The organism is Rossellomorea vietnamensis (assembly GCF_008180415.1).
Lineage (GTDB): Bacteria > Bacillota > Bacilli > Bacillales > Bacillaceae_B > Rossellomorea > Rossellomorea vietnamensis_C.
Map to the genome: position 1 here is coordinate 37,880 of NZ_VTEI01000013.1, position 23,774 is coordinate 61,653.

Annotated in this window: 19 protein-coding genes and 1 pseudogene; 12 read left to right on the plus strand and 8 right to left on the minus strand. The window is 43.1% G+C overall.

Annotated elements, in window-relative coordinates; genetic code table 11:
* Nucleotides 1-443: 443 nt before the first annotated feature.
* From FZC78_RS18420 to FZC78_RS18435, 3 genes are all read left to right on the plus strand, one after another.
* Complete coding sequence (locus tag FZC78_RS18420) at nucleotides 444-1,466, plus strand: fatty acid desaturase (protein WP_148941553.1); 1,023 nt, start codon at nucleotides 444-446, stop codon at nucleotides 1,464-1,466.
* A gap of 577 nt (nucleotides 1,467-2,043) precedes the next feature.
* Nucleotides 2,044-3,165: a sensor histidine kinase gene (locus FZC78_RS18430; RefSeq protein ID WP_148941554.1), complete on the plus strand. Its 1,122-nt coding sequence runs from the start codon at nucleotides 2,044-2,046 to the stop codon at nucleotides 3,163-3,165.
* An 11-nt stretch (nucleotides 3,166-3,176) separates the two neighbouring features.
* A complete protein-coding gene (locus tag FZC78_RS18435) occupies nucleotides 3,177-3,776 on the plus strand; it encodes a response regulator transcription factor (protein ID WP_148941555.1) in 600 nt (199 codons plus the stop codon).
* 137 nt (nucleotides 3,777-3,913) lie between these two features.
* Here the strand turns inward: FZC78_RS18435 and FZC78_RS18440 are convergent, their stop codons facing one another.
* Both FZC78_RS18440 and FZC78_RS24395 read right to left on the minus strand, forming a co-directional pair.
* Nucleotides 3,914-6,238, minus strand: coding sequence for an efflux RND transporter permease subunit (locus FZC78_RS18440; protein ID WP_353733583.1), 2,325 nt, complete (start codon nucleotides 6,236-6,238; stop codon nucleotides 3,914-3,916).
* Nucleotides 6,220-6,969, minus strand: a complete 750-nt coding sequence (locus tag FZC78_RS24395; protein WP_252183677.1) for an efflux RND transporter permease subunit — start codon at nucleotides 6,967-6,969, stop codon at nucleotides 6,220-6,222. Before FZC78_RS24395 ends, FZC78_RS18440 begins: the two co-directional genes overlap by 19 nt.
* Nucleotides 6,970-7,249: 280 nt before the next feature.
* On the opposite strand from FZC78_RS24395, the gene FZC78_RS18445 reads away from it, so the two are divergent.
* A complete protein-coding gene (locus FZC78_RS18445) occupies nucleotides 7,250-8,293 on the plus strand; it encodes a mechanosensitive ion channel family protein (protein ID WP_252183678.1) in 1,044 nt (347 codons plus the stop codon).
* A gap of 55 nt (nucleotides 8,294-8,348) precedes the next feature.
* Here the strand turns inward: FZC78_RS18445 and FZC78_RS18450 are convergent, their stop codons facing one another.
* Nucleotides 8,349-8,651 carry a DUF5634 family protein gene (locus FZC78_RS18450; RefSeq protein WP_148941556.1) on the minus strand — a complete coding sequence of 101 codons (303 nt, stop codon included), beginning with the start codon at nucleotides 8,649-8,651 and terminating at the stop codon, nucleotides 8,349-8,351.
* A 424-nt stretch (nucleotides 8,652-9,075) separates the two neighbouring features.
* Here FZC78_RS18450 and FZC78_RS18455 point away from each other — a divergent pair, with 424 nt between their 5' ends.
* Entirely contained in the window at nucleotides 9,076-11,772 is a 2,697-nt protein-coding gene (locus FZC78_RS18455) for a tetratricopeptide repeat protein (RefSeq protein ID WP_148941557.1), read from the plus strand.
* A gap of 1,615 nt (nucleotides 11,773-13,387) precedes the next feature.
* Here FZC78_RS18455 and FZC78_RS18460 read toward each other — a convergent pair.
* The gene (locus FZC78_RS18460) at nucleotides 13,388-13,597 is read right to left on the minus strand and encodes a hypothetical protein (RefSeq protein WP_148941558.1); all 210 of its coding nucleotides are present in this window, start codon (nucleotides 13,595-13,597) and stop codon (nucleotides 13,388-13,390) included.
* A 217-nt stretch (nucleotides 13,598-13,814) separates the two neighbouring features.
* On the opposite strand from FZC78_RS18460, the gene FZC78_RS18465 reads away from it, so the two are divergent.
* From FZC78_RS18465 to FZC78_RS18480, 4 genes are all read left to right on the plus strand, one after another.
* The gene (locus FZC78_RS18465; RefSeq protein WP_435874172.1) at nucleotides 13,815-14,201 is read left to right on the plus strand and encodes an Mpo1-like protein; all 387 of its coding nucleotides are present in this window, start codon (nucleotides 13,815-13,817) and stop codon (nucleotides 14,199-14,201) included.
* A 22-nt stretch (nucleotides 14,202-14,223) separates the two neighbouring features.
* A complete protein-coding gene (locus tag FZC78_RS18470) occupies nucleotides 14,224-14,535 on the plus strand; it encodes a CHY zinc finger protein (RefSeq protein ID WP_148941644.1) in 312 nt (103 codons plus the stop codon).
* Between the two features lie 247 nt (nucleotides 14,536-14,782).
* Complete coding sequence (locus tag FZC78_RS18475) at nucleotides 14,783-15,013, plus strand: excisionase family DNA-binding protein (protein ID WP_148941560.1); 231 nt, start codon at nucleotides 14,783-14,785, stop codon at nucleotides 15,011-15,013.
* A gap of 107 nt (nucleotides 15,014-15,120) precedes the next feature.
* Nucleotides 15,121-16,053, plus strand: a complete 933-nt coding sequence (locus tag FZC78_RS18480; protein ID WP_148941645.1) for a manganese-dependent inorganic pyrophosphatase — start codon at nucleotides 15,121-15,123, stop codon at nucleotides 16,051-16,053.
* 358 nt (nucleotides 16,054-16,411) lie between these two features.
* Here the strand turns inward: FZC78_RS18480 and FZC78_RS18485 are convergent, their stop codons facing one another.
* Together FZC78_RS18485 and FZC78_RS18490 are read right to left on the minus strand one after the other, a co-directional pair.
* A complete protein-coding gene (locus FZC78_RS18485; protein WP_148941561.1) occupies nucleotides 16,412-17,683 on the minus strand; it encodes an ATP-binding protein in 1,272 nt (423 codons plus the stop codon).
* A 190-nt stretch (nucleotides 17,684-17,873) separates the two neighbouring features.
* Nucleotides 17,874-18,230 carry a hydrolase gene (locus FZC78_RS18490; protein WP_148941562.1) on the minus strand — a complete coding sequence of 119 codons (357 nt, stop codon included), beginning with the start codon at nucleotides 18,228-18,230 and terminating at the stop codon, nucleotides 17,874-17,876.
* Between the two features lie 518 nt (nucleotides 18,231-18,748).
* Here FZC78_RS18490 and FZC78_RS18495 point away from each other — a divergent pair.
* Nucleotides 18,749-19,225: pseudogene (locus FZC78_RS18495) on the plus strand (NUDIX hydrolase).
* Between the two features lie 151 nt (nucleotides 19,226-19,376).
* On the opposite strand, the gene FZC78_RS18500 reads toward FZC78_RS18495, so the two are convergent.
* Nucleotides 19,377-20,285 (minus strand): ketopantoate reductase family protein, encoded by a 909-nt coding sequence (locus FZC78_RS18500; protein ID WP_148941563.1) that lies wholly within the window; start codon nucleotides 20,283-20,285, stop codon nucleotides 19,377-19,379.
* Between the two features lie 101 nt (nucleotides 20,286-20,386).
* Here FZC78_RS18500 and FZC78_RS18505 point away from each other — a divergent pair, with 101 nt between their 5' ends.
* The gene (locus FZC78_RS18505; RefSeq protein ID WP_148941564.1) at nucleotides 20,387-20,950 is read left to right on the plus strand and encodes an REP-associated tyrosine transposase; all 564 of its coding nucleotides are present in this window, start codon (nucleotides 20,387-20,389) and stop codon (nucleotides 20,948-20,950) included.
* Between the two features lie 654 nt (nucleotides 20,951-21,604).
* On the opposite strand, the gene FZC78_RS18510 is transcribed toward FZC78_RS18505, so the two are convergent.
* Entirely contained in the window at nucleotides 21,605-23,056 is a 1,452-nt protein-coding gene (locus FZC78_RS18510; RefSeq protein ID WP_148941565.1) for a carbon starvation CstA family protein, read from the minus strand.
* 106 nt (nucleotides 23,057-23,162) lie between these two features.
* Here FZC78_RS18510 and FZC78_RS18515 point away from each other — a divergent pair, with 106 nt between their 5' ends.
* A complete protein-coding gene (locus FZC78_RS18515; protein WP_148941566.1) occupies nucleotides 23,163-23,357 on the plus strand; it encodes a hypothetical protein in 195 nt (64 codons plus the stop codon).
* The last annotated feature ends 417 nt before the right edge of the window (nucleotides 23,358-23,774 follow it).

Here is a 23,774-nt window from a genome sequence, read left to right on the forward strand (position 1 = left end):
CGCCTCCTGAAATTCAAATTTCTTTCGTGCGTATGAGTTGTGTAACCTTCTCTCATTATAGCAATTTGGAAAAAGGGGATGACAGGAATAAGTCCTGCGGCATGAGTGTTTAAACTAAACTATGTCTGGGGTAAATGATTTTTAGTTATTTGCAAGATTTCTCAGGGATTCGTAAAGGATGGTGAAAAAAACGGTATTTGCAAGATGTCCCTGCAAAAAGCACACATGATATTTTCGTGAAATCGAAAAAAAAATAGAAATAATGAACTGATAATTAGTCCATGCTAAGGAAGAAAATGAGCTGATTTCTCCTTTAAAGGCGGAATTATACAGGTTACACAACCTGTGCTATCTGCAATTTTTTCGTTATAACCGGCATATCGGCCATTAACACTTCCTTCTATTGAGACTGAGATTAATAAAATATGAAAGGAATAGAAACAATGACCAAACAAAAGACAAATTTATTAAGAAAACAAGTTTCACCATTTGAAGGTTCGGAGACTGCCAAGAGTGTCTTTCAGCTTGCAACAACTCTGGCCCTGTTCATTTCCGTATGGGTTTTAGCCTACATAAGCCTTTCTGTCTCCTACCTTCTGACACTGCTCATTGGGGTGGTCGGTGCTGGTTTGTTGACGCGTATCTTCATTATATTTCATGATTGCTGCCACTACTCTTTTTTCAAGAAAAGGAAGGCGAATCAGATTATTGGTACGATCACGGGGATTATTACTCTTTTCCCATTTTATCAATGGCAGCATGATCATGCTGTTCATCATGCGACGAGTTCGAATCTGGACAAACGCGGAACGGGTGACATCTGGATGATGACGGTAGATGAATATAAAAATGCATCCTTCTGGACGAAGGTCTCCTATCGTCTATACCGCAATCCTCTTGTGATGTTCGGGCTGGGACCGATTTATGTATTTCTGATTACCAACCGCTTTAATCGAAAAGAGGCAAGAAAGAAAGAGCGCATCAATACCTACATCACGAATGCAGCTATTGCCGCAATCGTAACAGTGCTTTGCTTCGCTGTCGGATGGCAGGCATTCCTGCTGGTACACGGAACGATCTTCTATATAGCTGGAATTATGGGAATCTGGTTATTCTATGTGCAGCATACCTTTGAGGATTCTTATTTTGAGGAAAATAAGGAGTGGGATTTTGTTCTGGCTGCTGTAGAGGGAAGTTCCTTTTACAAGCTTCCGAAAATCCTTCAATGGTTTACCGGCAATATTGGGTTTCACCATGTACACCATCTTGCACCGAGAGTCCCTAATTACAAACTTGAAGAGGCTCACCGGAGCAATGAATCCCTGCAGCACGTACCGACGATCACTCTTGGTACAAGCATAAGTTCACTGAAGTTCAAATTATGGGATGAGACTAACAAAAAATTTGTCCGCTTTAAGGACCTCAAGGCTGCATCAAAAGTAGAAAATATGACAGTGTCAGACTGAGTTATATGAGCGGTCCAGCTAACAGTTGGATCGTATTTTTTTGCGAAAAGAAATGTTTGGGAAGGGGGGGATCCAGCTCCAGGGAACATTTGCCTGTCGGGGCTGATAAAGGCGCTTGCGCTTTTTTATCAGTCCAGCTCCAGCGCCCAGCCCCTCGGGGTCAAATAACCCAAAGAGAATAAAAGGGAAGACCGCCTTTTTTCTCTTTGGAACATTTGCCTGTCGGGGCTGATCAAGGCGCTTCCGCTTTTTTATCAGTCCAGCTTCAGCGCCTAGCCCCTCGGGGTCAAAAAACCCAAAGAGAATAAAAGGGAAGACCGCCTTTTTTCTCTTTGGAACATTTGCCTGTCGGGGCTGATCAAGGCGCTTGCGCTTTTTTATCAGTCCAGCTCCAGCGCCCAGCCCCTCGGGGTCAAATAACCCAAAGAGAATAAAAGGGAAGACCGCCTTTTTTCTCTTTGGAACATTTGCCTGTCGGGGCTGATCAAGGCGCTTCCGCTTTTTTAGTTATGGAAAAGTTATGCTAAAAGGGATAAGATGTAAGAAGAAAAAAGATTCGAAAAAATGAGGTTTTCTAATGTTTAAAAGGTATTTGGAGTTTCAGCGCAACAGCGGGGTTTCACCGTATATTTGGATCATATTGTATATTCTACCGTTTTACTTTATATTTCAATCTTCTTCCATGATTGTAATTGTCAGCGGAATTATCTTGACCATTCTATTTTTTGTTTTTTATCAAATTGCCTTCTTTTCAAAAGGGTGGCTGGTCTATCTCTGGACGTTTATCTTGATTGCAATTTCCACTGCGTCCACATCCCTGTTCAGTTATGTGTACTTTGCTTTTTTCCTGGCCCATTATATTGGGAATATCAGGGATCGCAGAACTTTTTTAATTTTGTACTTTGCCCATCTGCTCAGTACCACTGTATCGATTAACATTACCATTATCCAGGATGAGGCTTTCTTCATAAAACAGTTTCCGTTTGTCATCATTATTTGGATCAGCGTGATTCTGCTTCCGTTCAATATTCATAACCGAAAAGAGCGCGGGCAGTTGGAGGAAAAACTCGAGGATGCGAACAAAAGGATTTCCGAATTAGGCAAGCTTGAAGAGAGGCAGAGGATTGCCCGTGATCTTCATGATACGCTCGGCCAAAAATTGTCTCTGATTGGATTGAAAAGTGACCTAGCCCGGAAGTTGATCAATAAAGACCCTGAAAGAGCAAAAGATGAATTAAAAGATGTGCAGCAGACGGCACGTACTGCTTTGAATGAGGTGCGGAAAATGGTCTCTTCCATGAGGGGAATCCGTCTGGAAGATGAGCTTGTTACTGTGAAAAAAATTCTGAAAGCAGCCGAGATCGAATTTTCCGGCGTCAAGGAGATCGATCTGAAAAATGTATCACTCCTGACGGAAAATATCTTGAGCATGTGCTTAAAGGAAGCTGTGACGAATATTGTTAAGCATAGCGGAGCAACGGCTTGTGAAATAAGGATTGATCAATCATGGGAAGAAATCGTCATGGTGATCAAGGATAATGGGAATTTCCGAAACCCGGGCCAGGAAGAACGGAAAGGCCTTGGACTTGTAGGTATGAGGGAAAGGCTGCAATTTATAAATGGAGATATGGAGATACTTAAAGAAAAAGGAACAACGCTGGTCATCACCGTGCCAAACGATGTTAAACAGGCCGAATAGGGGGAATTATAATGATCAAAATCGTCATTGCTGAAGATCAGCAGATGCTGCTAGGGGCCTTTGGCTCTTTACTTGATTTGGAAGATGATATGGAAGTAGTCGGGAAGGCATCCAATGGTGAAGAAGCATTGCGCCTTGTTCAAAAATTCCAGCCTGACATCTGTATCATGGACATTGAAATGCCGGGGAAAACAGGCTTGGATGCAGCTGAAGAATTGAAGGGAAGCGGGTGCAAAATCATTATATTAACGACCTTTGCCCGGTCCGGTTATTTCCAGCGTGCTCTAAAAGCTGGAGTGGACGGCTACCTTCTAAAAGACAGTCCTAGTGAAGACCTGGCCAATTCTATTCGTAGCGTGATGGCAGGAAAGCGAATGTATGCACCTGAGCTCATAGAAGATGCCTATGGGGAAGGAAATCCATTGACCGTCCGGGAGATAGAAGTGCTTGAACTGGTGGCCGATGGAAAGAACACAAAGGAAATTGCCGATGAGCTCAGCATCAAAACAGGGACTGTCCGGAATTATATCTCCACCATCCTTGATAAGCTGCAGGTGAAAAACCGAATAGAGGCCATTACTCAATTGAAGGAGAAAGGCTGGTTCCGGTGACAGTCACTCCCCGATATTTGTCATTATTTATCGGATGATTAAGTTCGGAATTTTTGAATATCGATGGCAGTTAATTGTCATAAAAGACTTATACAGAAAAGCCCTTTCCGGTTTGGAAAGGGCTTTTCTCATGTACATCAGCTTACACCTTCTGTTTCTTTCAATGCCGCAACTTTGCGTTTTCTACGGTTCTTTTTAAAACTGACGCTGAAGCTCATTGTTGTAAACAAACGATAAACTGCCGGTATCAATAGCAGGGTGATGAATGCAGCAAACATCAGCCCGGAAATGATGACAGTAGCCATTGGCGCCTGATAGTTACCCGATGTACCGGATGCAAGTGCAAGCGGAAGCATCCCTCCGGCGGTCGTCAAGGTCGTCATGAAGATGGGGCGGATGCGGTTTTTTCCTGCTTCGATCAATGCTTCTTCAACTGAATATCCTTCATTTCGAAGCTGATTAGTTCTATCTATCAGGAGAATCGCGTTATTTAAGACAATGCCTATCAACATGACGATCCCCATTCCGGACATAACGCTTAATTCCCTTTGAGTGAGGAACAAGCCAAGGATCACACCAGTAAACGTCATCGGTATGACGGACATTACAATGATCGGATGGGCCAGGTGATTGAACTGGACTGCCATGACAAGGTAAACAAGGAAGATGGAGATGCCCAGGATGAGCAGCATTTCCTTCATCAGTTCCTGCTGCTGTTCCAAATCGCCTGCAATGGACACGGAGTATCCTGCAGGGGAGTCGAAATCGCTGATCAGCTTCTGAACTTCACGATTCACCGCTCCCAGGTCTTTTCCTTCAATATCGGCAGAAACCGATAGGAATCTTTCCCCGTCTACATGGCTGATTTCATTTGGTGTGTTGATTCCCTTCAGTTCGATGAAGGAGGGTAATTTTTTTCCGCCTTCTGGTGTTTGGATGGTCATATCCAAAAGGGCGTTTTCTGTATTGATTTTTTCATCCCATTGGGCTGCCAAGGGAATAATTTCTCCATCCAGGCTCATTTCGCCAATTGGCCTTTCAATGAAAGCCTGGCTGATGAACTGCTGGATCATAGAACTGTTCAAACCGGCTTTTTCTATTGCTTCTTCTTTTAAAATGATTTCCTGTTCAAGTGAAGTTCGTTCCATGGAATTTGTTACACCGACAATTCCATCGATTTTCTCAAGGTCTTTTACAAAGTCATCCGTAACGGATTTAAGCCCTTCAAAACTTTTTCCCTGTATGTTTACTTGGACAGGGTAGCCTCCGCCAGCCGACATGGCACTTTGAACGCTTTCGACGGGGTGGTTTTTTTCTAGGGCGCGAAGCTTCTTGAAGATCTCTTCGTTCACAACTTTCTGTTCTGCTGTGATGTCATCTTCTTTGGTCATGTTGATGACGGTATAAAGCATGCTACCGTTATCCATGATGTAGCTGGATTCCACATCCTGAATGGAAGAAAGTTCTTCTGTCATGTCAGCGATGAGTTTCTCTTTGTCCTCCGGATCGATGCCTGTTTCCAAGTCGATCAGCAATTCTGCATAGCGGTTGAATACATCCGGCATGATGGTCATTGGGATTTTTGTCACGAGAAACATGGAGCTGATAAACACCAGGAAGAAGGCAGAGATGACACCAAAACTATACCGTTTTTTCTTAACAATCCATGATACGGCCCCGCTGTATGAACGCATGAAACGACTTTCTTTTTTCTCACGCTTCTTCTTGCCGGCTTTCAAAAAGTTCTCTGAAAGAGCCGGTATCAAGGTGAAAGAGACCAAAACGGAGCTGATTAGAGTAAAGGCGACGACGGCAGACAGCATGATCATGAACTGTCCCATCTCACCGCCAAGAAGTCCGATTGGCAAAAATACAACAATCGTTGTCAGCATGGAGGCGATGACGGCTGAGGCAACCTCTTTTGTTCCTTGAATAACCGCGTCCAACCTTAGAAGTCCGCTTTCTTTTTTCTTATAGATTGATTCCAGTATAACGATTGAGGAGTCGACCATCATTCCGATGCCAAGCCCCAGGCCGATCAGCGTCAGCATGTTCAGGCTGTAGTCGAAGATCCACATTGCCGCAAAGGTCAGCAGCACAGAGGTAGGGATGGATATTCCGACGATGATGGTGGCTCTGATGTTGCGCAGGAAGATCAGCAGGATGGCAAAGGCAATGGCAGCTCCAATGAGAATATTGCTTGCCACACCATCGATGGAGTCTTGAACATAATCGGCTTGAGCCACCATTTCATTTAGTTCAAAACCAGTCACTAGTTTGTCTTTCCGGATGTTTTCTATTTCGGCCCTGACTGCGTCAGCCATCTCAATTTGCGAGACATCCGAAACTCTGCCGACTTGCACAAAGATAAGATCCTTGCTGCCATCTTTCCAAACCGGAGATGTATTCTGGGAAGGCTGTAATGTAATTTCGGCAATGTCCTTTAGAGCAATGAAGCTGATGCTGCAGGAATTTGAATGTTTTCAATGTCCTCTACCTTTTCCAGTTTGGTATTCCAGCGGAGGGCAGGAGAATCGGTATCTGCACTGAGTTCCCCAAGAGTCGCTTCACTTCCGGCTTCACTGATAACACCAGCCACCTGGTTGATGTCCAAACCTCGTTTTGTCATTTCCCCGCGGTTAAACTCAATGGCTACTTCATTTTCAACGATGCCTGACAAATCAACATCCCTGACCTCTGGCAGCTCTTCCAATCGGGGTTCAAGAATGTCTTTAGCAAAAGCCGTCATCTGCTCCATATCGCCGCCGGATACGTCCATGAAGAATTCAAAGCTTTGGCTGGCTCCGTACTGTCCTGACACAATATCCTCGATTCCCGGCAGCTCGGATGCTGAGGCATTCACAATCGACTCTATTTCTTTATAAACTTCCTCGCCTTTTCCTCTTGAAAAGGTCAGCTGCAGGGAACTGCTCCCTATATTGGTTGTTGACTCAATTTTTTCAACACCTTCCACGCCTTGTATCTTTTGTTCTAAAGGGGTGGTGATGGTGCGTTCAATTTCTGCTGCAGACTTTTCTTCTGCATTCACCTCAATATACGCACCATCCATCTGCATTGGGGGCATCAGTTCTTTATCCAGGTCCAAGACCGCATAACTGCCGAACAGGACCACCAGCACAGATATCAATCCTACCAAAATCTTCTTCTTAACAATGAACTCCATCAGCTTCATACTACCTCTCCTTTTTCAACTGCTTCAACTGTAAAACCCTTGTTTACCTGCCTCCTTTGGAAAAAAACCTTCAACTGCCGATAGTAAAGATTCTCTAGAAAACAGGTAAATCCTTCCTGATTTATTGTAACTCATTCAATAAACTTACAAATCAAGCGCAAGACATAAAAAAACTAAGACCTCAGCCTTAGAATCACCAATAGGCAGGAGTGTGACAGGCTTGAAATAGGGTATTAAGAGAGAAAGCAATCAGATCTTTAAAAAGTCAGGGTGAAAACAAATGGATAGGGTTATGAGTCAATTATCAGAAATCAATTTGATATGGTTCCTTGCTTTTCTTGGGCTAATCATAATGGGAAATTTTATTCTCAAAAGGGCTGCTGATTACATAGAAAAACGAAATGCCGGAGTAAACGGAAAGACGGCAGCCACTGCCCGCTCGGTCGTAAATTGGCTGAGTTTTTACAGTGCGCTGCTCCTGTTCCTGCTGTACTTCTGGGGAGAAGAGTGGATGACCTACACGCTCTATTCCCAAGGAGGAGTGGATGTATCATTTTTCCTGATCCTTGTGGCGTTCATGATTGTGTCATTGGCCCACAGGCTGGTAAAAATATTCACCCTTTATGTATTAAAACCTGTGTATGAGTATTATGAAATCGAAACAGGTTTAGGTTATACCTTTAATAGAATCATTTATTATACGGTGATGATCCTTGCGGTGATCATCAGCTTGACAACTGTCGGATTGGATCTTACAGCCATCGCGGCAGTCCTTGGTGTGCTGGGAATCGGAATTGGGTTTGGAATGAGAAACATCGCCGGTAACTTTATATCAGGTGTGATCATTTTATTTGAGCGGCCGATTGAAGTAGGAGAAGTGATACAGGTTAATGGAAAAAATGGCAGGGTGGAAAAGATCCGCCTGCGTTCCACGATTATCAGGACAGCGAAGGAAGGAACATTGATTGTCCCAAATCAATATTTTATAGAGCAGATTGTGAGAAACCGCTCCAACGTCGCAATGAGTGCAGAGGTTAATGTCAGTGTTAGTTATAGAATGGATACCAAGAAAATCGAGGAACTTCTTGAGGAAGCAGTCCAAAAGGTAAGGGAGGATGCTGAGGGGATTCTGGACAGCCCCCCTCCTGATATTCGATTTGTCAATTTTAAAAACCAGGCCTTGGACTTTCTTGTGCTGATCCCGGTTACCAACTTTCAGATAAAAGAAAAAGTTGAAAGTGATCTTCGGCATGCCATCGCAAAGATATTCCAGGAGAATAAAATAGAACTCGCGCCGGCTGCGAATGCAGGATTTCAAGAGTGAGGGGTGACTGAGAAACAATCATGTGAAGATCTGGCACAAATTAGAAGACGTTCGACTATATCTCTCTCAATGCAGCTTCCATACTGTCAAATCCTGTTGTGTCAGCTGATTCGGGGGCATCAGATTCAATGGTCCATTGGTCCGATGCGGGTTCCAACCCTCCGTCATGATCTTTCTTATAAGGAAGATGGATCATATAGGCATTTCCATCTTTTTTCACTGTATATCCCAAATAATATTGATCCTTTTGGCCTTCTTCCTCGAATATGCCGATATTTTCCAAACCATACTCCTCTAATAGGGATGGGAAGGCTGTTTGAAGTTCATTGATTAACTGTTCCCTGGATATAAACGCCATACTATTACCTCCTTTCTTCCGGTGGTGTTCTTAATATGGATGGATTCCATTTAAATAACCATATGCTTTGCTGGTAAGTCATGTTAACGATGAAAACACAAAGCCAAAACAGGAATCTCCTTTCAATACCATCTGCAGGCAGCCTCTGATTCGTTAAGGAGAAAAGGGAAAGCCAAATAAGCAGAAGGTTAAGTCAGCTCGCACTCCCTTAACTGATTTCCTTTAATCCGAAGGAAATTGATCAGGATAACTAAAAAGAAATCTGCCCTTTGGCGATATGGAATGAAAAAATTATGCATTATGCAAAGAATATTACATATAAGGTGAAAATTGTTGTAAAATTGCAATCTTTCCTAAGCGGAAGTTTGATAAAATAAAGTAACTGGAAAAGTATATACGAGAATATACTTAGCGGAGGATTGTCATGAAAACTGAGGAACAATACATACAAAAGACATTTTATGAAGAATTCATGAAAGAGAAAGAAGGAAAACACCCCATTGCCGTTCTGAGGGAAGCCCACCTTGAGGAACAGCAAAAGGAGATTGCTGATTTATCGTATATCCGCTTTGCTCAGGGTGAAGTGTATTTCCATCATAAAGATTATGAAGCGGCCATATTCAAATGGGAAAATATCCATAACGAACTGGCAGGATGGGCTCAAAAAAATACAGCAGATGCTTTCTTTGAATTGGGTCAGCTCTCCACAGCTGAAGGGGTCTACAAGTCTGTCCAGACAGAGTGCTCTTCGCTGAAAGCTGAGGTAGCCCTTCAATTGTTCTCGCTGTATATCAAGCAGGAAAATGTAGTCAATGCGGATGCCGTAATTAAAAACGCCGTCTCGATGAATCCGGATTATCCGGATGTAACGTTGATTGCTCAACGTTTTTTTGAAGAGAACGAAGATTGGCACAGCGCCACAGAGCTTGCTGTGAATGAAGCAATCAGGACAGAGGAGCTTCGCTGGTTCGAAATACTGAAAGGGTATGTCAATGCGGGTGTAACCCGGGATATCATGCCTGCCTATTTCATGGAAATGCTCTTCACCCTGTCAACAATTGATAAACAGTTGTTTGAACAGTCGATCACTTCTCTTTGGAAAAGCTACAGCGGAAGTGAAATGTTTGATGAATGGATTACGAAGGTGAACCTGCTCTTCCTCGATATTAAGACGAAAAAGGAAGACCGATGGCATGAGCTTTCACCGCTTTATAAGGGAACCTTTGACACCCTGATGAACAGCGGCCGCTTTATAAAGTCCCTCAGCCCGGTTGTTCCCGGCCTTCTCATGGCCTGGGTGAAGATTACAGATACCCCCCATGCTGTCTATGCTGCATCTGCACTGCTTTCCTGGGAAGAGATGTTTCCTAAAAGCATTGAGGGCTGGGCAGTACGAAAAGCGAGAGAACTGATCAACAGTACTGATTCGAAAAAGGATGGATTTACAGCAGCAATGGCTCTGCTGGATGAAGTTGCACATTGGACAAACCAGCATGAAGTCAGCATTGATAAAAGGCACCAATGGATAATGACTGAACTGAAAAATACAGAGGTGCACCGGCTGCTGGTTACAGGTTCGTCAGAAGAGGAAATCTTCTCCCTGGTTCAGCGCATTACAGGAGAAAATATACTGACTGAGCTTCCGTCCACACCTGTTCTCCTGAAGAATAATAATAGAACAGAATTTAGAAGGATAGCAGAAAACGGAATCACAGCCCTCGGCAGCAAAGAAGAATTTCTCGAAGAATCGATGCTTCTCCGCCAGCCAGGATCCGTATGGCTTCAGTATGAACAGCCGGCAGCTTTCCTGCAGGAGAACAGCCTGGCTCTCATATTGGCTTCAAATGTGACCGGCGCCAGCGTGCTGAATATGTCTGACAGCATTTTATACGTCATTGATGGAGAGAAGCGGCTGACAGAATCTATCTTCCAGGGGCTGGTCAAGCTTAAAGAAAAAAAACCTGGCTTGAAAGTGAATGTCCTGCTGTCTGTTAAACATGGGATAGTACCGGACAAAACAATTTCTGAAACAAAGTCATTGCTCGGAAAATACTTCCCTGATGCACAAGTGTTTCAGGCTTCTTCATCTGAAGATTTGTCTGCTGTGGCCCGTTTCCATTTCACTGCTCCTTCTGAGGAGGAAAGAACAGAGAAGCTTTTATATTTTGTCAAAGATATTCTGAAGGATCTCTTAAGACAGAGAGTGGACAGGGAAAATAACCTTATAGACTCCATCCAATGGAATAAAGATATGGAAAAGAAACTGAATGGAGCCAGACTGCAGCTTCAGGACATCGAAGTTGAAAAGGCGGCCGCGATTAAGAACGCTTTTGTAGAAAAAACAAGCGAGGTTCAGGGTATGATCATGGAGGATCTTCCGAAGCTCCTTAAAAAATGCGGTGATTATGTCAACGAAGAAAGTGATTTCAGGACACTCCATCTGTCTCTTAATGAAGAGATGAATAAGAGAATTGAAGTGTATCTGAATGAAAAAGCTATGCCGAAGCTCCGGGAAAACCTGGATGAGTGGATTTCCTTCTCCAAAGAAGAGCTTGAAAACGGGCAGCTTCACCTTGAGGAAATGCGGGACAGTTTTAATGCGATGTACCGGGAAGAAAGGCTTGAGCTGCTTTGCGACTTTAAGGTACTGAATGACTGGAGGCGCGATGCTGACAGGATGACGAGCAAGGTCATGAAAGATAATGTCAATATCCTGCTTCGCCGCAACCCCTCTCAGGTGCTGTTAAAAAGTGTCGGGAAACTCTTCGGTTCCATTGGCCAGAACAAACAAATGCTTCATCAGCAATACACGAGGTTCATTGAGAACGAAAGCTATGAAGATACCGCACTGCGTGTAATGCAAAGGTTCATGGGACAATTTGAGCTGTTTCAGCAATCCATTGAAAGAGACGTAGCCATCTTCTTCAGGGGACCGCTGGCAGAACTGCAGCAAACCTCAGAGGACACGAAGAATCTGATTGCTGACAATGAGTTTGAAGTGAGCACCCTAAAGGCTAACCCTGAAACTGTCAAGGATCCATTGACACTCTTCAACATCAGGCAGCGTCAATATGAGTTGATTCACACAACTAACAAACAGCCATCTTTCACAAATGTTTAAGTGATGACCCGGTTCATCACGAACGGCGAGTGGTCTAAATAATTGATGGGCGGAATCTCTGTGATTTCGTCCTTTTTTTGTTGAAAATAAAGAAGGTGTGTGTATGTTTAATGCCGCCTAGTTGTAAACAAAAATACCTTCTTGTTCAATAAGAAGAGCGGAGTGGACACATAAGTAGTCGGTTTTGTTGAGAGATATGTATCCAGAAGAGGGATGTGGATACATGAGTGGTGGCTTTGGAGTGGAGATATGTATCCAGAAGAGGGGTGTAGATACATGAGTGCTAGCTTTTGAGGAGAGACAGTACCCAGAAGAGAAGAGTGGATACATGGGTGATGGCTTTTGAGGAGAGACATGTATCCAGAAGAGAAGAGTGGATACATGAGTGGTCGCTTTTGTTGAGAGATATGTATCCAGCAGAGGGATGTGGGTACATGAGTGATGGATTTTGAGGGGAGACGTGTACCCAGAAGAGAAGAGTGGATACATGAGTGGTCGCTTTTGTTGAGAGATATGTATCCAGAAGAGGGATGTGGATACATGAGTGATGGCTTTCGAGGGGAGACGTGTATCTAGCAGAGGGATGTGGATACATAAGTGGTCACTTTTGTTGAGAGATATGTATCCAGCAGAGAGATGTGGGTACATGAGTGATGGGTTTTGAGGGGAGACGTGTATCCAGCAGAGGGATGTGGGTACATAAGTGGTCACTTTTGTTGAGAGATATGTATCCAGCAGAGAGATGTGGGTACATGAGTGATGGGTTTTGAGGGGAGACGTGTATCCAGCAGAGGGATGTGGATACATAAGTGGTCGCTTTTGTTGAGAGATATGTATCCAGCTGAGAGATGTGGGTACATGAGTGATGGGTTTTGAGGGGAGACGTGTACCCAGAAGAGAAGAGTGGATACATGAGTGGTCGGTTTTGTTGAGAGATATGTATCCAGAAGAGGGATGTGGATACATGAGTGATGAGTTTTGAGTAGAGATATGTACCCAGAGGAGAGATGTGGGTACATGAGTGATGGGTTTTGAGGGGAGACGTGTACCCAGAAGAGAAGAGTGGATACATGAGTGGTCGCTTTTGTTGAGAGATATGTATCCAGCAGAGGGATGTGGGTACATGAGTGAGGGGTTTTGAGGGGAGACGTGTACCCAGAAGAGAAGAGTGGACACATAAGTGGTCGGTTTTGTTGAGAGATATGTATCCAGAAGAGGGATGTGGATACATGAGTGATGGGTTTTGAGGGGAGACGTGTATCCAGCAGAGGGATGTGGATACATGAATGGTGGCTTTTGAAGGGAGACATGTACCCAGAGGAGAGATGTGGGTACATGTGAGGTTTCTTTTGTGATGAAAACATGTACCCAGATCATTCTAACCGCCCATTTCATATTTAAAGTATGTCATTCTTCTTCTGTTTATCCTTTTCTTTCAGAGAATCTGTCTTCGGATTTGGGGGTAAAGCTTTTTTGAAAGAGGTTGACCCAAGGTTATTGTTGGGTGCTGCCTGCTCGTTCCAATCAGTCATGTAGTAGCACATCCTTTCATTGAGATGGGGAAGCTGCCGTTTCTAATTGAGTACCACAGAATAGTCCATTCACCATCCAAATGTTATTCACCTTTTATTATGGAATCTAATTTTTTCATTTGCTTGTCCTCCTGAAGTTGGACGGGAAAGGGATTCTCCTGACGGGCGAAATCTTGCTTTGTATCGATGGTTACCCCCATTTGGGCACCTTTGTTATCATTGACGACAGTTTCATTTAGACCGTCAAAATGGGGAGTTGTTTGTGAATGCTGATTTTGATTTTCGTTCGGCATGATTTCATCTCCTTTTTTCTAGGATTTGAATATAGTTGGACAGTTATTCTTGATATTGATTTTTGTTATAATAATGTCACCTTTGTTTCAGGGAAGGTGTTCCGCTGGTATAGTGGAATTGCAGGAAATTATGCTGGTGTTTTTGCGGGCTTAATGGCTAAGAGTAGCAAAATTTCAGAAATGGACCTTTTGTAAAGAAAAAGGAATCGATCGCTTTATGCCGAATAAATATAGTAAGCGCTTTCAAAAAAGGAGGAAGAATGATTTGGATTTTAAAAGTTATAAAGAGTTTTGGCCGTTTTATCTTTCGCAGCACAGCAAATCTTCAACTCGGGCTTGGCATTTTGTCGGTACGAGCTTTGTATTTGTCTTTATCCTTTTATCTGTATTTACCCTGAATTTCTGGCTGCTTTTGCTGGCTCCGGTTACTGCGTATGCCTTTGCATGGATCAGCCACTTCTTTATAGAAGGAAACAAGCCGGCAACATTCGGTCATCCGGTCTGGTCACTGAGAGCAGATTTTCGCATGTACCGTTTGATTTTATTTGGGCAGCTTCAAAAAGAGCTGGATAAGAATCCGGAGCTGAGAACAAGTGCAAAGTAATTCGGTTGCGGTCAAAGGCCACATGGTAAAAGGGATTCATGTTGATGGAGAAACAAGATGCAGGCACTACCATACACATAAAGACATCATTGCGATTAAATTTAATTGCTGCGGTATTTATTACCCGTGTCATTTATGCCACGAGGAAACAGCAGGTCACCCTGTGGAAGTATGGGGAATGGAGCAGAGAGACGAAAAGGCGGTTCTTTGCGGATCGTGCGGGCATGAGCTTACCATTGACGAGTATATGAAGGGGGAGCCGAGATGTCCGGAGTGCAGGGCTGTTTTTAATTCAGGCTGTGCCCTTCACTATCATTTATATTTTGAAGTTTAGGATTGAGGTCGGGAATGCCGGCCTCAGTCTTTTTTTGATGTATGAGATTATCTATTCTTTCGTGTCCAGCTTCAGTACACATCCCAAAAAGGCAATTATATATTCCATTGTCTCTTATGTTTATTATCCCATGGCTTGAAAGACTGTAAATGAGCAGGCTTATCTTTCCAGTATGTTAAAATTGAGAAATAGCAGTGCCGGAACTGTGATGAGATTCAGTGAATTTTAGACCATAGGGGTGAAAGCCATGTATTTAACAGTAAAAGAAATAGCGGACTATCTATCGCTTCCCGAAACATATATTGAAACGTTGATCAATCAGAGAAAAATCAAAGCCGTACATGATGGTGAGCAGTACCTTGTCAACAAAGAGAACTTTCAAAACTATCATGAGCAGCTGGAAATTTATAAAAAGCTATTTGAACAATGGCAGAATGAACCGATCCCTGAAGACCCGGATATTAAGGATGAGGATTGAATTGCTTTAAGGACAGGCTATCCGAAATATGATAAAATACTGTCGTATGTTATGATTTGATGGTGAATTTATTCGAACACATAAACAAAGTTTAAAGGAGAGTCATGATGGAAAAAGTATTGATTTTTGGCCATAAGAATCCTGATACAGATACAATCTGTTCTGCTCTGGTATACGCAGATTTGAAAACACAGTTAGGTATGGATGCTGAACCGATCCGCTTGGGAGAAATCAACGGCGAAACGCAATATGCGCTTGACCATTTCAACGTCGAAGCTCCGCGCCTTGTTGAAAAAGTGGCAGCTGAAGCTAAGGAAGTAATCCTGGTTGACCACAACGAACGCCAGCAAAGTGCCGATGACATTGAAGAGGTTAGGGTCCTTGAAGTAATCGACCATCATAGGATCGCAAATTTTGAAACAAGTGATCCATTATACTACCGTGCTGAGCCTGTTGGATGCACGGCAACGATTTTGAATAAAATTTATAAAGAAAAAGGCTTGAACATCAGCAAGGAAATGGCAGGATTGATGCTGTCTGCTATCATTTCTGATTCCCTTCTATTCAAATCTCCTACTTGTACAGAAGAAGATGTGGAAGCAGCTCGTGAGCTAGCTGAAATTGCCGGCGTCGATGCTGATGAGTACGGACTTGAAATGCTTAAAGCGGGAGCAAGCTTAGGGGATAAGACGTCAGCAGACCTGATTTCCCTGGATGCCAAAGAGTTCCAGATGGGAAGCTATAAAGTAGAAGTGGCACAGGTAAACGCCGTGGACACGGATGAAGTTCTTCAGCGCCAAGGCGAGCTGGAAGAAGCCATCTCCAAGACGATTTCAGAAAAAGGCTTGGATCTGTTCCTGTTTGTGACTACTGATATCCTTAACAGCGATTCTGTTGCGCTTGCATTAGGCGAAAAAACTGAAGCTGTAGAAAAAGCTTATAATGTTCAGTTGAACAACAATACAGCGGTACTGAGAGGCGTTGTTTCTCGTAAGAAACAAATTGTTCCTGTCCTGACAGACACGCTGAAGAATATGTAAGATAGAAAGAACCGGCTGCCTTTGGGCGCCGGTTTTTCTATAGGCATTTAATCATGGTCAGAGACAAGATCAATGAGCAAGTTTGATTAGTGTTTTCAACACTCAATTAATTAATTAATTAATACTATTTTGTATTAAGCCTTTTGAATCAGTATTTTTTTATACAAGGCTGTTTTCGCATAGATTGTTGCTTACGGATATCTACGGATACTAAGAGTTTTATTTCTTATCGGGGAAGCGTAGCTCTTTTCTTTTCGATAGTACCGTATTTTTCCTTCTGAGATTGATATTTCTTCGGAATTAGTATCAAATAGCAACAAAGTTTACGAAAACACCCTTATAGAAAAAAGCGAATTCACTAAGAATCCGCTTTTTCTCCATCCTCATGCAAAGGAAGAGTGATCCGTACGACTGTCCCTTTGTCCAGCTGGCTTTCGTATTCAATTTTTCCGTGCATTTCCCGGATGATTTTGTTCGTGACCATACTGCCGAGACCGGTTCCTTTAGTTTTCGTTGTGTAAAAAGGCAATCCGATTTTGCTTAGCTGTTCCGGCGTCATCCCGGTACCATCGTCTGAAATAAGGATTTCCAACGTATCGGATGTGCTGCCGGATCGAATGTCTATTGTAACTGTACCGCGTTCGTTTTCAGTCGATTCAATCCCATTCTTAATGACATTCATGATTGCCTGCTTTAAATGGTGCTCATCGCCTTGGATGTGATAATCATTTTCTGCCTCGAATAGAATCGATGTATTTGAGTAGGCAGCAAAAGGCCGGAGAAGGTCAACACTCGACTGGATCACCCTTGTGAGATTAATGGATGACATATGAAACTTCTCAGGTTTGGTAATGTTGAGATAGTCGGTGATGATTTTGTTTGTCCGGTCTAATTCTTCAAGGATAAGCGGTGAAAACCTCTTGAATTCTTGATCCTTAGTCCCCTCGGTCAAATGCTGAATGAACCCTCTGACAGTTGATAGCGGATTTCTGATTTCATGTGCAATGGATGCAGCCATCTGCCCGACCATATTCAATTTATCAAGATAGACCATTTCTTCAATCTGAGCATTGGTTTTGATCAGCTTTTCAATAATCAAGACCAAAGAAATGAAGGTTATATAGAAGGTACTGAAGTAAATGATATAGAAAGAAAGATTCAGCATAGTAACAGTGAAAAAAATGATAGTGATATAAATGGCCGAGTAAATTGTAAGTATCAAGACACTTCCCAGTAATTTATGCCGAGTCCTTAAGAGCACTCTGCGGAAAACTAGTGGGGTGGCGAAAGCTATGATGGAAACAGCAAGCCCTATAATGACATAAGGTCCGCCGATAAGATAGCGGGTTATGCATACAACCAGAAGGACCATGCTGCCTGAGATCACCCCTCCATAAATGGTTGTGATCATGATGGCAATCATCCGTAAGTCAAAATGTGTGGCCCCTAAGGTTTCGATTGGGTAAAACATACAAAACAATGCACCCAATGATCCGATGAAACCATATGAGATCTTCTGTTTCAGCTGCAGCTGCGGCTGGGGCTGAAAGGGGAAGAAAATATTTGCATTGAAGGTAAATGAAAACAGGATGGTTATATTGACCAATAAAGTCTTAATTAAGATAATCAAGTACGATCCTCCAGCTATATGATCAGATTGGATAGGTATAGTCGCTACAGTAAGGAGTCTGCTTAAATCTATACTCATTTGTTTTTTAGCATACCAATCATTGGGGATTTGAACAATCATTTTGAAATATTAATACCACCTTATACAAATGAAAAACGCCCAACCTTTGTCAGGCAAGGGCGTTTTTTCATTATTTAAGGTTTTCAATATCATCCCGCACATGCGGTTTATGCTCGTCCAGTACTCCAATTTTTTCGATATGCCGTTTTGTCTCTGCGTCTCCCAATTTATAAATCTTGGAATATATTTTTTGCAGCGATCTGTCATAATTGGCATCCTGGGGGTCGTCATGATATTGTTTAAACGGGATATGGGAACGGAAAAAGGTAGAAACATCATCATCGTAGTTGTCGTTGAAAAATTTTTTCAATTCTGTTCTCTCTTCCGGAGTCGCTAAAATATGCAGCCCCGCACTTTCTTCAAAGGAAGGCTCCTCCAAGATGTCCCCGCTTGTCATATCCACATAGTACGATCGTTTCTCTTCCATTCTTTTGCCTCCTTGGATTTATATATTCGTGCTTCATGTAAGCACTTATTACGAAATAATAGTCTTATTATGTATAGATACCTCTATTTTCTGATATCTAAACGAGGGAAGCGTATACTCAGGCTTTTATAATGAAAAAAAGAGGGCAGGTTTATATAAGAGAGTCCGCGTCTGGAGGGGAATTAGATTTCAGATTTAAACCTGGTCAGTTCGTTGTTTAGGACCCCGTGAGGGCCGACGAGCTGACCGTTGCCGTCCAGTCTCCCGCCCAAAATGAGAATCCTGTATCAGATGGAAAAAATCTGGATTCAAACACTCTAAAGTTGGCAAAGTGCGTTCTAGAGACTTTCAATCATGAAGAACTGAATCTGTCCTCCTTCACTATCAGTAGTGTTGAATATAAATAGAAAAAGCTTGGAGGTTTGGTGGATTTTGTTACCAATTTCTCAATCAGCCTCAAAATTACTGTAAACTGAGAGGGAAGCAAAAGATATTTCTCATACAGAGGTGGTGATCTAATGGGATACATAGAGGAAATCAGGACACTTGTTGGAAAGAAGCCATTAATTTTAACTGGTGCAGTGGTAGTTATCTTAGATAAAGAAGGAAGGATATTGCTTCAGCAAAGAAGACATCCGGAAGGAGCATGGGGTCTGCCTGGAGGGTTGATGGAGCTTGGGGAATCAACAGAAGACACCGCACGCCGAGAGGTTTTGTAAGAAACGGGTCTGAAAGTAGGGAAGCTGGACCTGATAAATGTGTACTCCGGAAAAAAATACTTTATCGTAGCAGCAAATGGTGATCAGTTCTATTCTGTGACAATAGCTTATAGTACTACTGAAGTAAGCGGGGACCTTAAGGTGGACAAGGCAGAATCGATTCAATGTAAATATTTTTTTAGAGAAGAGTTCCCCGTTTATATCGTCAAGAGCCATCGTGAAGTACTCGATGAATTCTTTTCAGAAAAGAAACCCCCGAATCAGTTTGGAAACTGATATATGAAAGTAGTAGCTGCTCCTGATTCCTTTCTTGGTTAGCCCCTTTTCCTTGTAAGCAGTAAATTTTCTATTAAAAGAGCCTGAACGTTCAGGTTACCTGAAACTAAAAAAGAGCAGGGGCTGCATATCACAGAACCTGCTCTTTCCTTTAGCTCTCATATATTTTTAGATTCGCATAAATAACGTCCAGAGTTTGAGCAGGGATATCATACTTTGCCGCTTCTTTAAGCAGAAATCCGTATAAATGATCCGCTTCGATGGGGAGTTTCTTTTCCATGTCCCTTTGAAGGGAAGATTTCATCTCAAATCCCATGCTGTTCAGTTTTTCCAATTGCTTTGCTTCAACATCATCCGCAATAGGAGCCCCAAGTTTTCTCATGATAGCCGAGGCTTCACTCAGAGTGTTTTTGATAGAAGACAAACCGATTTTGTTTTCTCTGATTGGACCAATTGGGGCCCGGAAGAGTGAAGTGACACCAGAAAGAGTCGTTATAAACAAATATTTATGCCACATCTCCTGAATAATCGTTTCAGAGAGAGTGAAGCTGGCTCTCGTCCCGCTTAAGGCATCTTGCAGCTTTAAAATCCGTGGAGTTTTCTTCCCTGACCGCTCACCAAAAACCACATCATGAATTGGACTTGATTGAACGACACGCCCCTCCGAATCCAAAGTAGACTCTACAAAACAAAGTCCGCCAATGACATTATGCTCACCGAATCTGTCAACCAGTGTATCCACATGCGACATCCCGTTCAACAGAGGCAGAATCATTGTTTCCCCGCCGACATACGGTTCAATGCTGTCCATTACACTTTCCAGTTGATACGCTTTCACAGATAGTATAATAGCATCATAGGGGCTGGGGTTATTACCAGATACGACAGTTTTCGGTTTCACATCAATATTTCCATGAACACTCTGAATAGAGAGCCCGGACTTTTCAAGCTGCTCCCTTCGCCGTTCACGTACAAGAAAAGTCACATCTTCGCCCTTTTCTGCAAGCCGCCCGCCGAAATAACCGCCGACCGCGCCGGCTCCTACTATTAATATTTTCATGTTTTCAGTCTCCTTGTTTATAGATTTAGGGTGATGTCCAAAAGCAGGATTGCTGCCCTTTTTATAGAATAGATAGTTTATAAAATTGAGAGGATGATCCAATGCCAAGAAAAAAGAGAATATGGTTTCCAGGTGCAATGTACCATATAACATCTCGCGGGAATCGAAAAGATACTATCTTTCATGAAAAAGATGACTACATTTATTATCTCCATCTGCTTGAAAAATCTCAAAATCGTTTTCCTTTTAAACTCCACTCCTATTGCCTCATGCCCAACCATATCCACTTATTAATAGAAACAGAAAAACATTCACCCTCAGTAATCATTCATTACATCCACTCCCTCTATGCTAGATATTTCAATAACAAATATAGATATATAGGGCATCTGTTCCAAAACCGCTTTGACGATAAAATCATTAAAGATTGGAAACACATGATGGATACTAGCAGGTATATTCACTTAAACCCAGTGAAAGCGGGAATGGTGAAAAATCCAGAACAATACCCTTGGAGCAGTTATAAAACTTTCATAGCCAATTATGAAGAGCCAATAATAAACAGTAATAAAATCATTGAAAATCTTTGTGGTGGCTCTAAAAAAACTTACAAAAGTTACGTGGAACTAAATTTAAATAAAGGCAGTTTCTATAACAAGTTGTAATTGTGTGGAGCCTGGCTCAAAAAGGTGAATCTGAGCCAGGCTCAAAAGGGTGGATCTAAGCCAGGCTCAAAAGGGTGGATTTGAGCCAGGCTCAAAAGGATGGATCTGAGCCAGGCTCAAAAGGGTAGATCTGAGCCAGGCTCCAAAAGGTGAATCTGAGCCTGGCTCAAAAAGGTGAATCTGAGCCAGGCTCAAAAGGGTGGATCTAAGCCAGGCTCAAAAGGRTGGATYTGAGCCAGGCTCAAAAGGATGGATCTGAGCCAGGCTCAAAAGGRTRGATCTGAGCCAGGCTCMAAARGGTGRATCTGAGCCTGGCTCAAAAAGGTGAATCTGAGCCAGGCTCAAAAAGGTGAATCTGAGCCAGGCTCAAAAGGGTAGATCTGAGCCAGGCTCCAAAAGGTGGATCTGAGCCAGGCTCAAAAACCAGAATCTATCCCAATCCCCAAAAATCAACCTCCAACAAACCCAAAACCCCGGGAAAAAACAGCTCCCGAGGTTTTGGTTAGTCAAATCAGTATAATAGCAAGCACGGCAACTGCAGAGGCTGCTATCAGAATGAATTTAAATGAGAAAGAGAGCGTATCGCTCCCTTTCTCATTAATTCTTACTTCTTCCTCGTTCACTGTTTACGATAATTGTGACTGCAGCAGCCCATCAGGCAGCCGGCTTCCAGTTGGAAACATCATCTTCAAGAGGGATGTTGTTAGCCCTTGCCTTTTTGGCAGCCACGAAGAAGGTGACTGTTAAGATGACAGAGATGACTGCAGCTCCGATGTAAGAAGTGCTGAGTGCCATACCGAATCCGATAGGCGCGTTCAAGATGTAAGTTGTCGTAGCCATCAGCATGAAGATACCAGGAATGAGTGGGATCCAGAAATTCTTTTTGGCCACATATAGGTACATTGCACCGACGAATAAGGCGATGACGGCCGTTGACTGGTTTGCCCAAGAGAAGTAACGCCATAGAAGCGTGAAGTCAATTCTCGTCAGAGCAAAGGAAATCGCGAATAATGGAAGAGCAATCCATAGACGGCTTGAGACTTTCTTTTGTGAAAAATTGAAGTAGTCTGCGATTATCATACGCGCACTTCTGAATGCTGTATCACCTGAAGTGATTGGAAGAATGATGACACCCAGAACAGCAAGTGTTCCTCCGACAGCACCAAGCATTAATGTGGAAGCTTCACTGACAACTCCGGCAGGTCCTCCATTTGCAAGTAAGTCATTCAGGCCGTTATAGCCGTCAAACAAACTCATTGCGGCAGCAGCCCAAATCATGGAAATGATTCCCTCGGCAATCATCATGCCATAGAAAATCTTTCTTCCGTTCTTCTCGCTTTGAGTCGTACGGGAGATGATGGGTGTTTGTGTTGCATGAAATCCCGATAAGGCACCGCAAGAGATAGTCAAAAATAGTAATGGGAAGATTGGTGCATTGTCAGGGTGGAAATTAGAAAGTGACAATTCAGGAATAGGTGCTCCTGTAAAAATAAGCATACCGCCGACTCCGAAGGCACTGATTAATAGAAGAGCCCCGAAGATCGGATAGAACCGTCCGATGATTTTATCTATTGGAAGAAGAGTAGCCAGGATGTAGTAAATGAAGATGGCGCCAAGGATTAATCCCATTGCAGCCCAGCCGTCCATAAGGTTGAAAAGCAAATCAGCAGGTGCTGAAACGAAAACCGTACCGACCAATAATAAAAGTAAGACAGCGAATGCGTTTACCACGTGCTTCATAAACTTGCCCAGGAATTTACCCGCAAGCTCAGGAAGGTGAGCGCCCCGGTTGCGAATGGAAATCATTCCGGTAAGGTAGTCATGGACAGCACCAGCGAAGATACATCCAATGACAATCCAGATAAATGCCACGGGTCCGTATAGAGCTCCCATGATCGGCCCGAAAATCGGTCCGACACCAGCGATATTCAATAGCTGAATCAATGAATTTTTAGGTGTATTCATTGGAAGGTAGTCGACATCATCCTGATGAGTATAAGCAGGTGTCGTTCTGCCTTCCTTCACACCGAAAACTTTTTCGACAAACTTGCCGTACGTAAAATAACCAACAATCAATAATGCAATTCCGGCTAAAAATGTATACATGATAAATCCTCCTTAAGAGTAATATGAATGCGTTTACATAGATTATAAGATTGATTGTGGCAGAATAGTGGATTTTGAGAGCAAGATGCAAAAATGGAGGATTAAGATGCAGTCAGGAAGGATTAAGATGCAGTTGATTGAAAGCCTTTACACTAAAAAGCGGAAGCGCCCTGTAATGCCCCGACAGGCAAATGTTCCCCGGAGAAAAAAAGGCGGTCTTTCTTTTATTCTCCGGGGGTTATTTGACCCCGAGGGGCAGGGCGCAGCAGCTGGATTGATAAAAAGCGGAAGCGCCCTGTAATGCCCCGACAGGCAAATGTTCCCCGGAGGAAAAAAGGCGGTCTTCCTTTTATTCTCCGGGGGTTATTTGACCCCGAGGGGCAGGGCGCAGCAGCTGGATTGATAAAAAGCGGAAGCGCCCTGTAATGCCCCGACAGGCAAATGTTCCCCGGAGAAAAAAAGGCGGTCTTTCTTTTATTCTCCGGGGGTTATTTGACCCCGAGGGGCAGGGCGCAGCAGCTGGATTGATAAAAAGCGGAAGCGCCCTGTAATGCCCCGACAGGCAAATGTTTCCCGGAGAAAAAAAGGCGGTCTTTCTTTTATTCTCCGGGGGTTATTTGACCCGGAGGGGCAGGGTGCAGCAGCTGGATTGATAAAAAGCGGAAGCGCCCTGTAATGCCCCGACAGGCAAATGTTTCCCGGAGAAAAAAAGGCGGTC

Bases quoted from the DNA above. Each gene is read 5' to 3' on its own strand.
- FZC78_RS18450 (WP_148941556.1), bottom strand. From the start codon at position 8,651: ATGGCGTTTATATCCAGGGAACAGTTAATCAATGAACTTCAAACAGCC.
- FZC78_RS18460 (WP_148941558.1), bottom strand. From the start codon at position 13,597: ATGCCGAACGAAAATCAAAATCAGCATTCACAAACAACTCCCCATTTT.
- FZC78_RS18465 (WP_435874172.1), top strand. From the start codon at position 13,815: ATGCCGAATAAATATAGTAAGCGCTTTCAAAAAAGGAGGAAGAATGAT.
- FZC78_RS18420 (WP_148941553.1), top strand. From the start codon at position 444: ATGACCAAACAAAAGACAAATTTATTAAGAAAACAAGTTTCACCATTT.
- FZC78_RS18475 (WP_148941560.1), top strand. From the start codon at position 14,783: ATGTATTTAACAGTAAAAGAAATAGCGGACTATCTATCGCTTCCCGAA.
- FZC78_RS18455 (WP_148941557.1), top strand. From the start codon at position 9,076: ATGAAAACTGAGGAACAATACATACAAAAGACATTTTATGAAGAATTC.
- FZC78_RS18430 (WP_148941554.1), top strand. From the start codon at position 2,044: ATGTTTAAAAGGTATTTGGAGTTTCAGCGCAACAGCGGGGTTTCACCG.
- FZC78_RS18480 (WP_148941645.1), top strand. From the start codon at position 15,121: ATGGAAAAAGTATTGATTTTTGGCCATAAGAATCCTGATACAGATACA.
- FZC78_RS18515 (WP_148941566.1), top strand. From the start codon at position 23,163: ATGCAGTCAGGAAGGATTAAGATGCAGTTGATTGAAAGCCTTTACACT.
- FZC78_RS18445 (WP_252183678.1), top strand. From the start codon at position 7,250: ATGGATAGGGTTATGAGTCAATTATCAGAAATCAATTTGATATGGTTC.
- FZC78_RS18435 (WP_148941555.1), top strand. From the start codon at position 3,177: ATGATCAAAATCGTCATTGCTGAAGATCAGCAGATGCTGCTAGGGGCC.
- FZC78_RS24395 (WP_252183677.1), bottom strand. From the start codon at position 6,969: ATGAAGCTGATGGAGTTCATTGTTAAGAAGAAGATTTTGGTAGGATTG.
- FZC78_RS18510 (WP_148941565.1), bottom strand. From the start codon at position 23,056: ATGTATACATTTTTAGCCGGAATTGCATTATTGATTGTTGGTTATTTT.
- FZC78_RS18490 (WP_148941562.1), bottom strand. From the start codon at position 18,230: ATGGAAGAGAAACGATCGTACTATGTGGATATGACAAGCGGGGACATC.
- FZC78_RS18470 (WP_148941644.1), top strand. From the start codon at position 14,224: ATGGTAAAAGGGATTCATGTTGATGGAGAAACAAGATGCAGGCACTAC.
- FZC78_RS18505 (WP_148941564.1), top strand. From the start codon at position 20,387: ATGCCAAGAAAAAAGAGAATATGGTTTCCAGGTGCAATGTACCATATA.
- FZC78_RS18500 (WP_148941563.1), bottom strand. From the start codon at position 20,285: ATGAAAATATTAATAGTAGGAGCCGGCGCGGTCGGCGGTTATTTCGGC.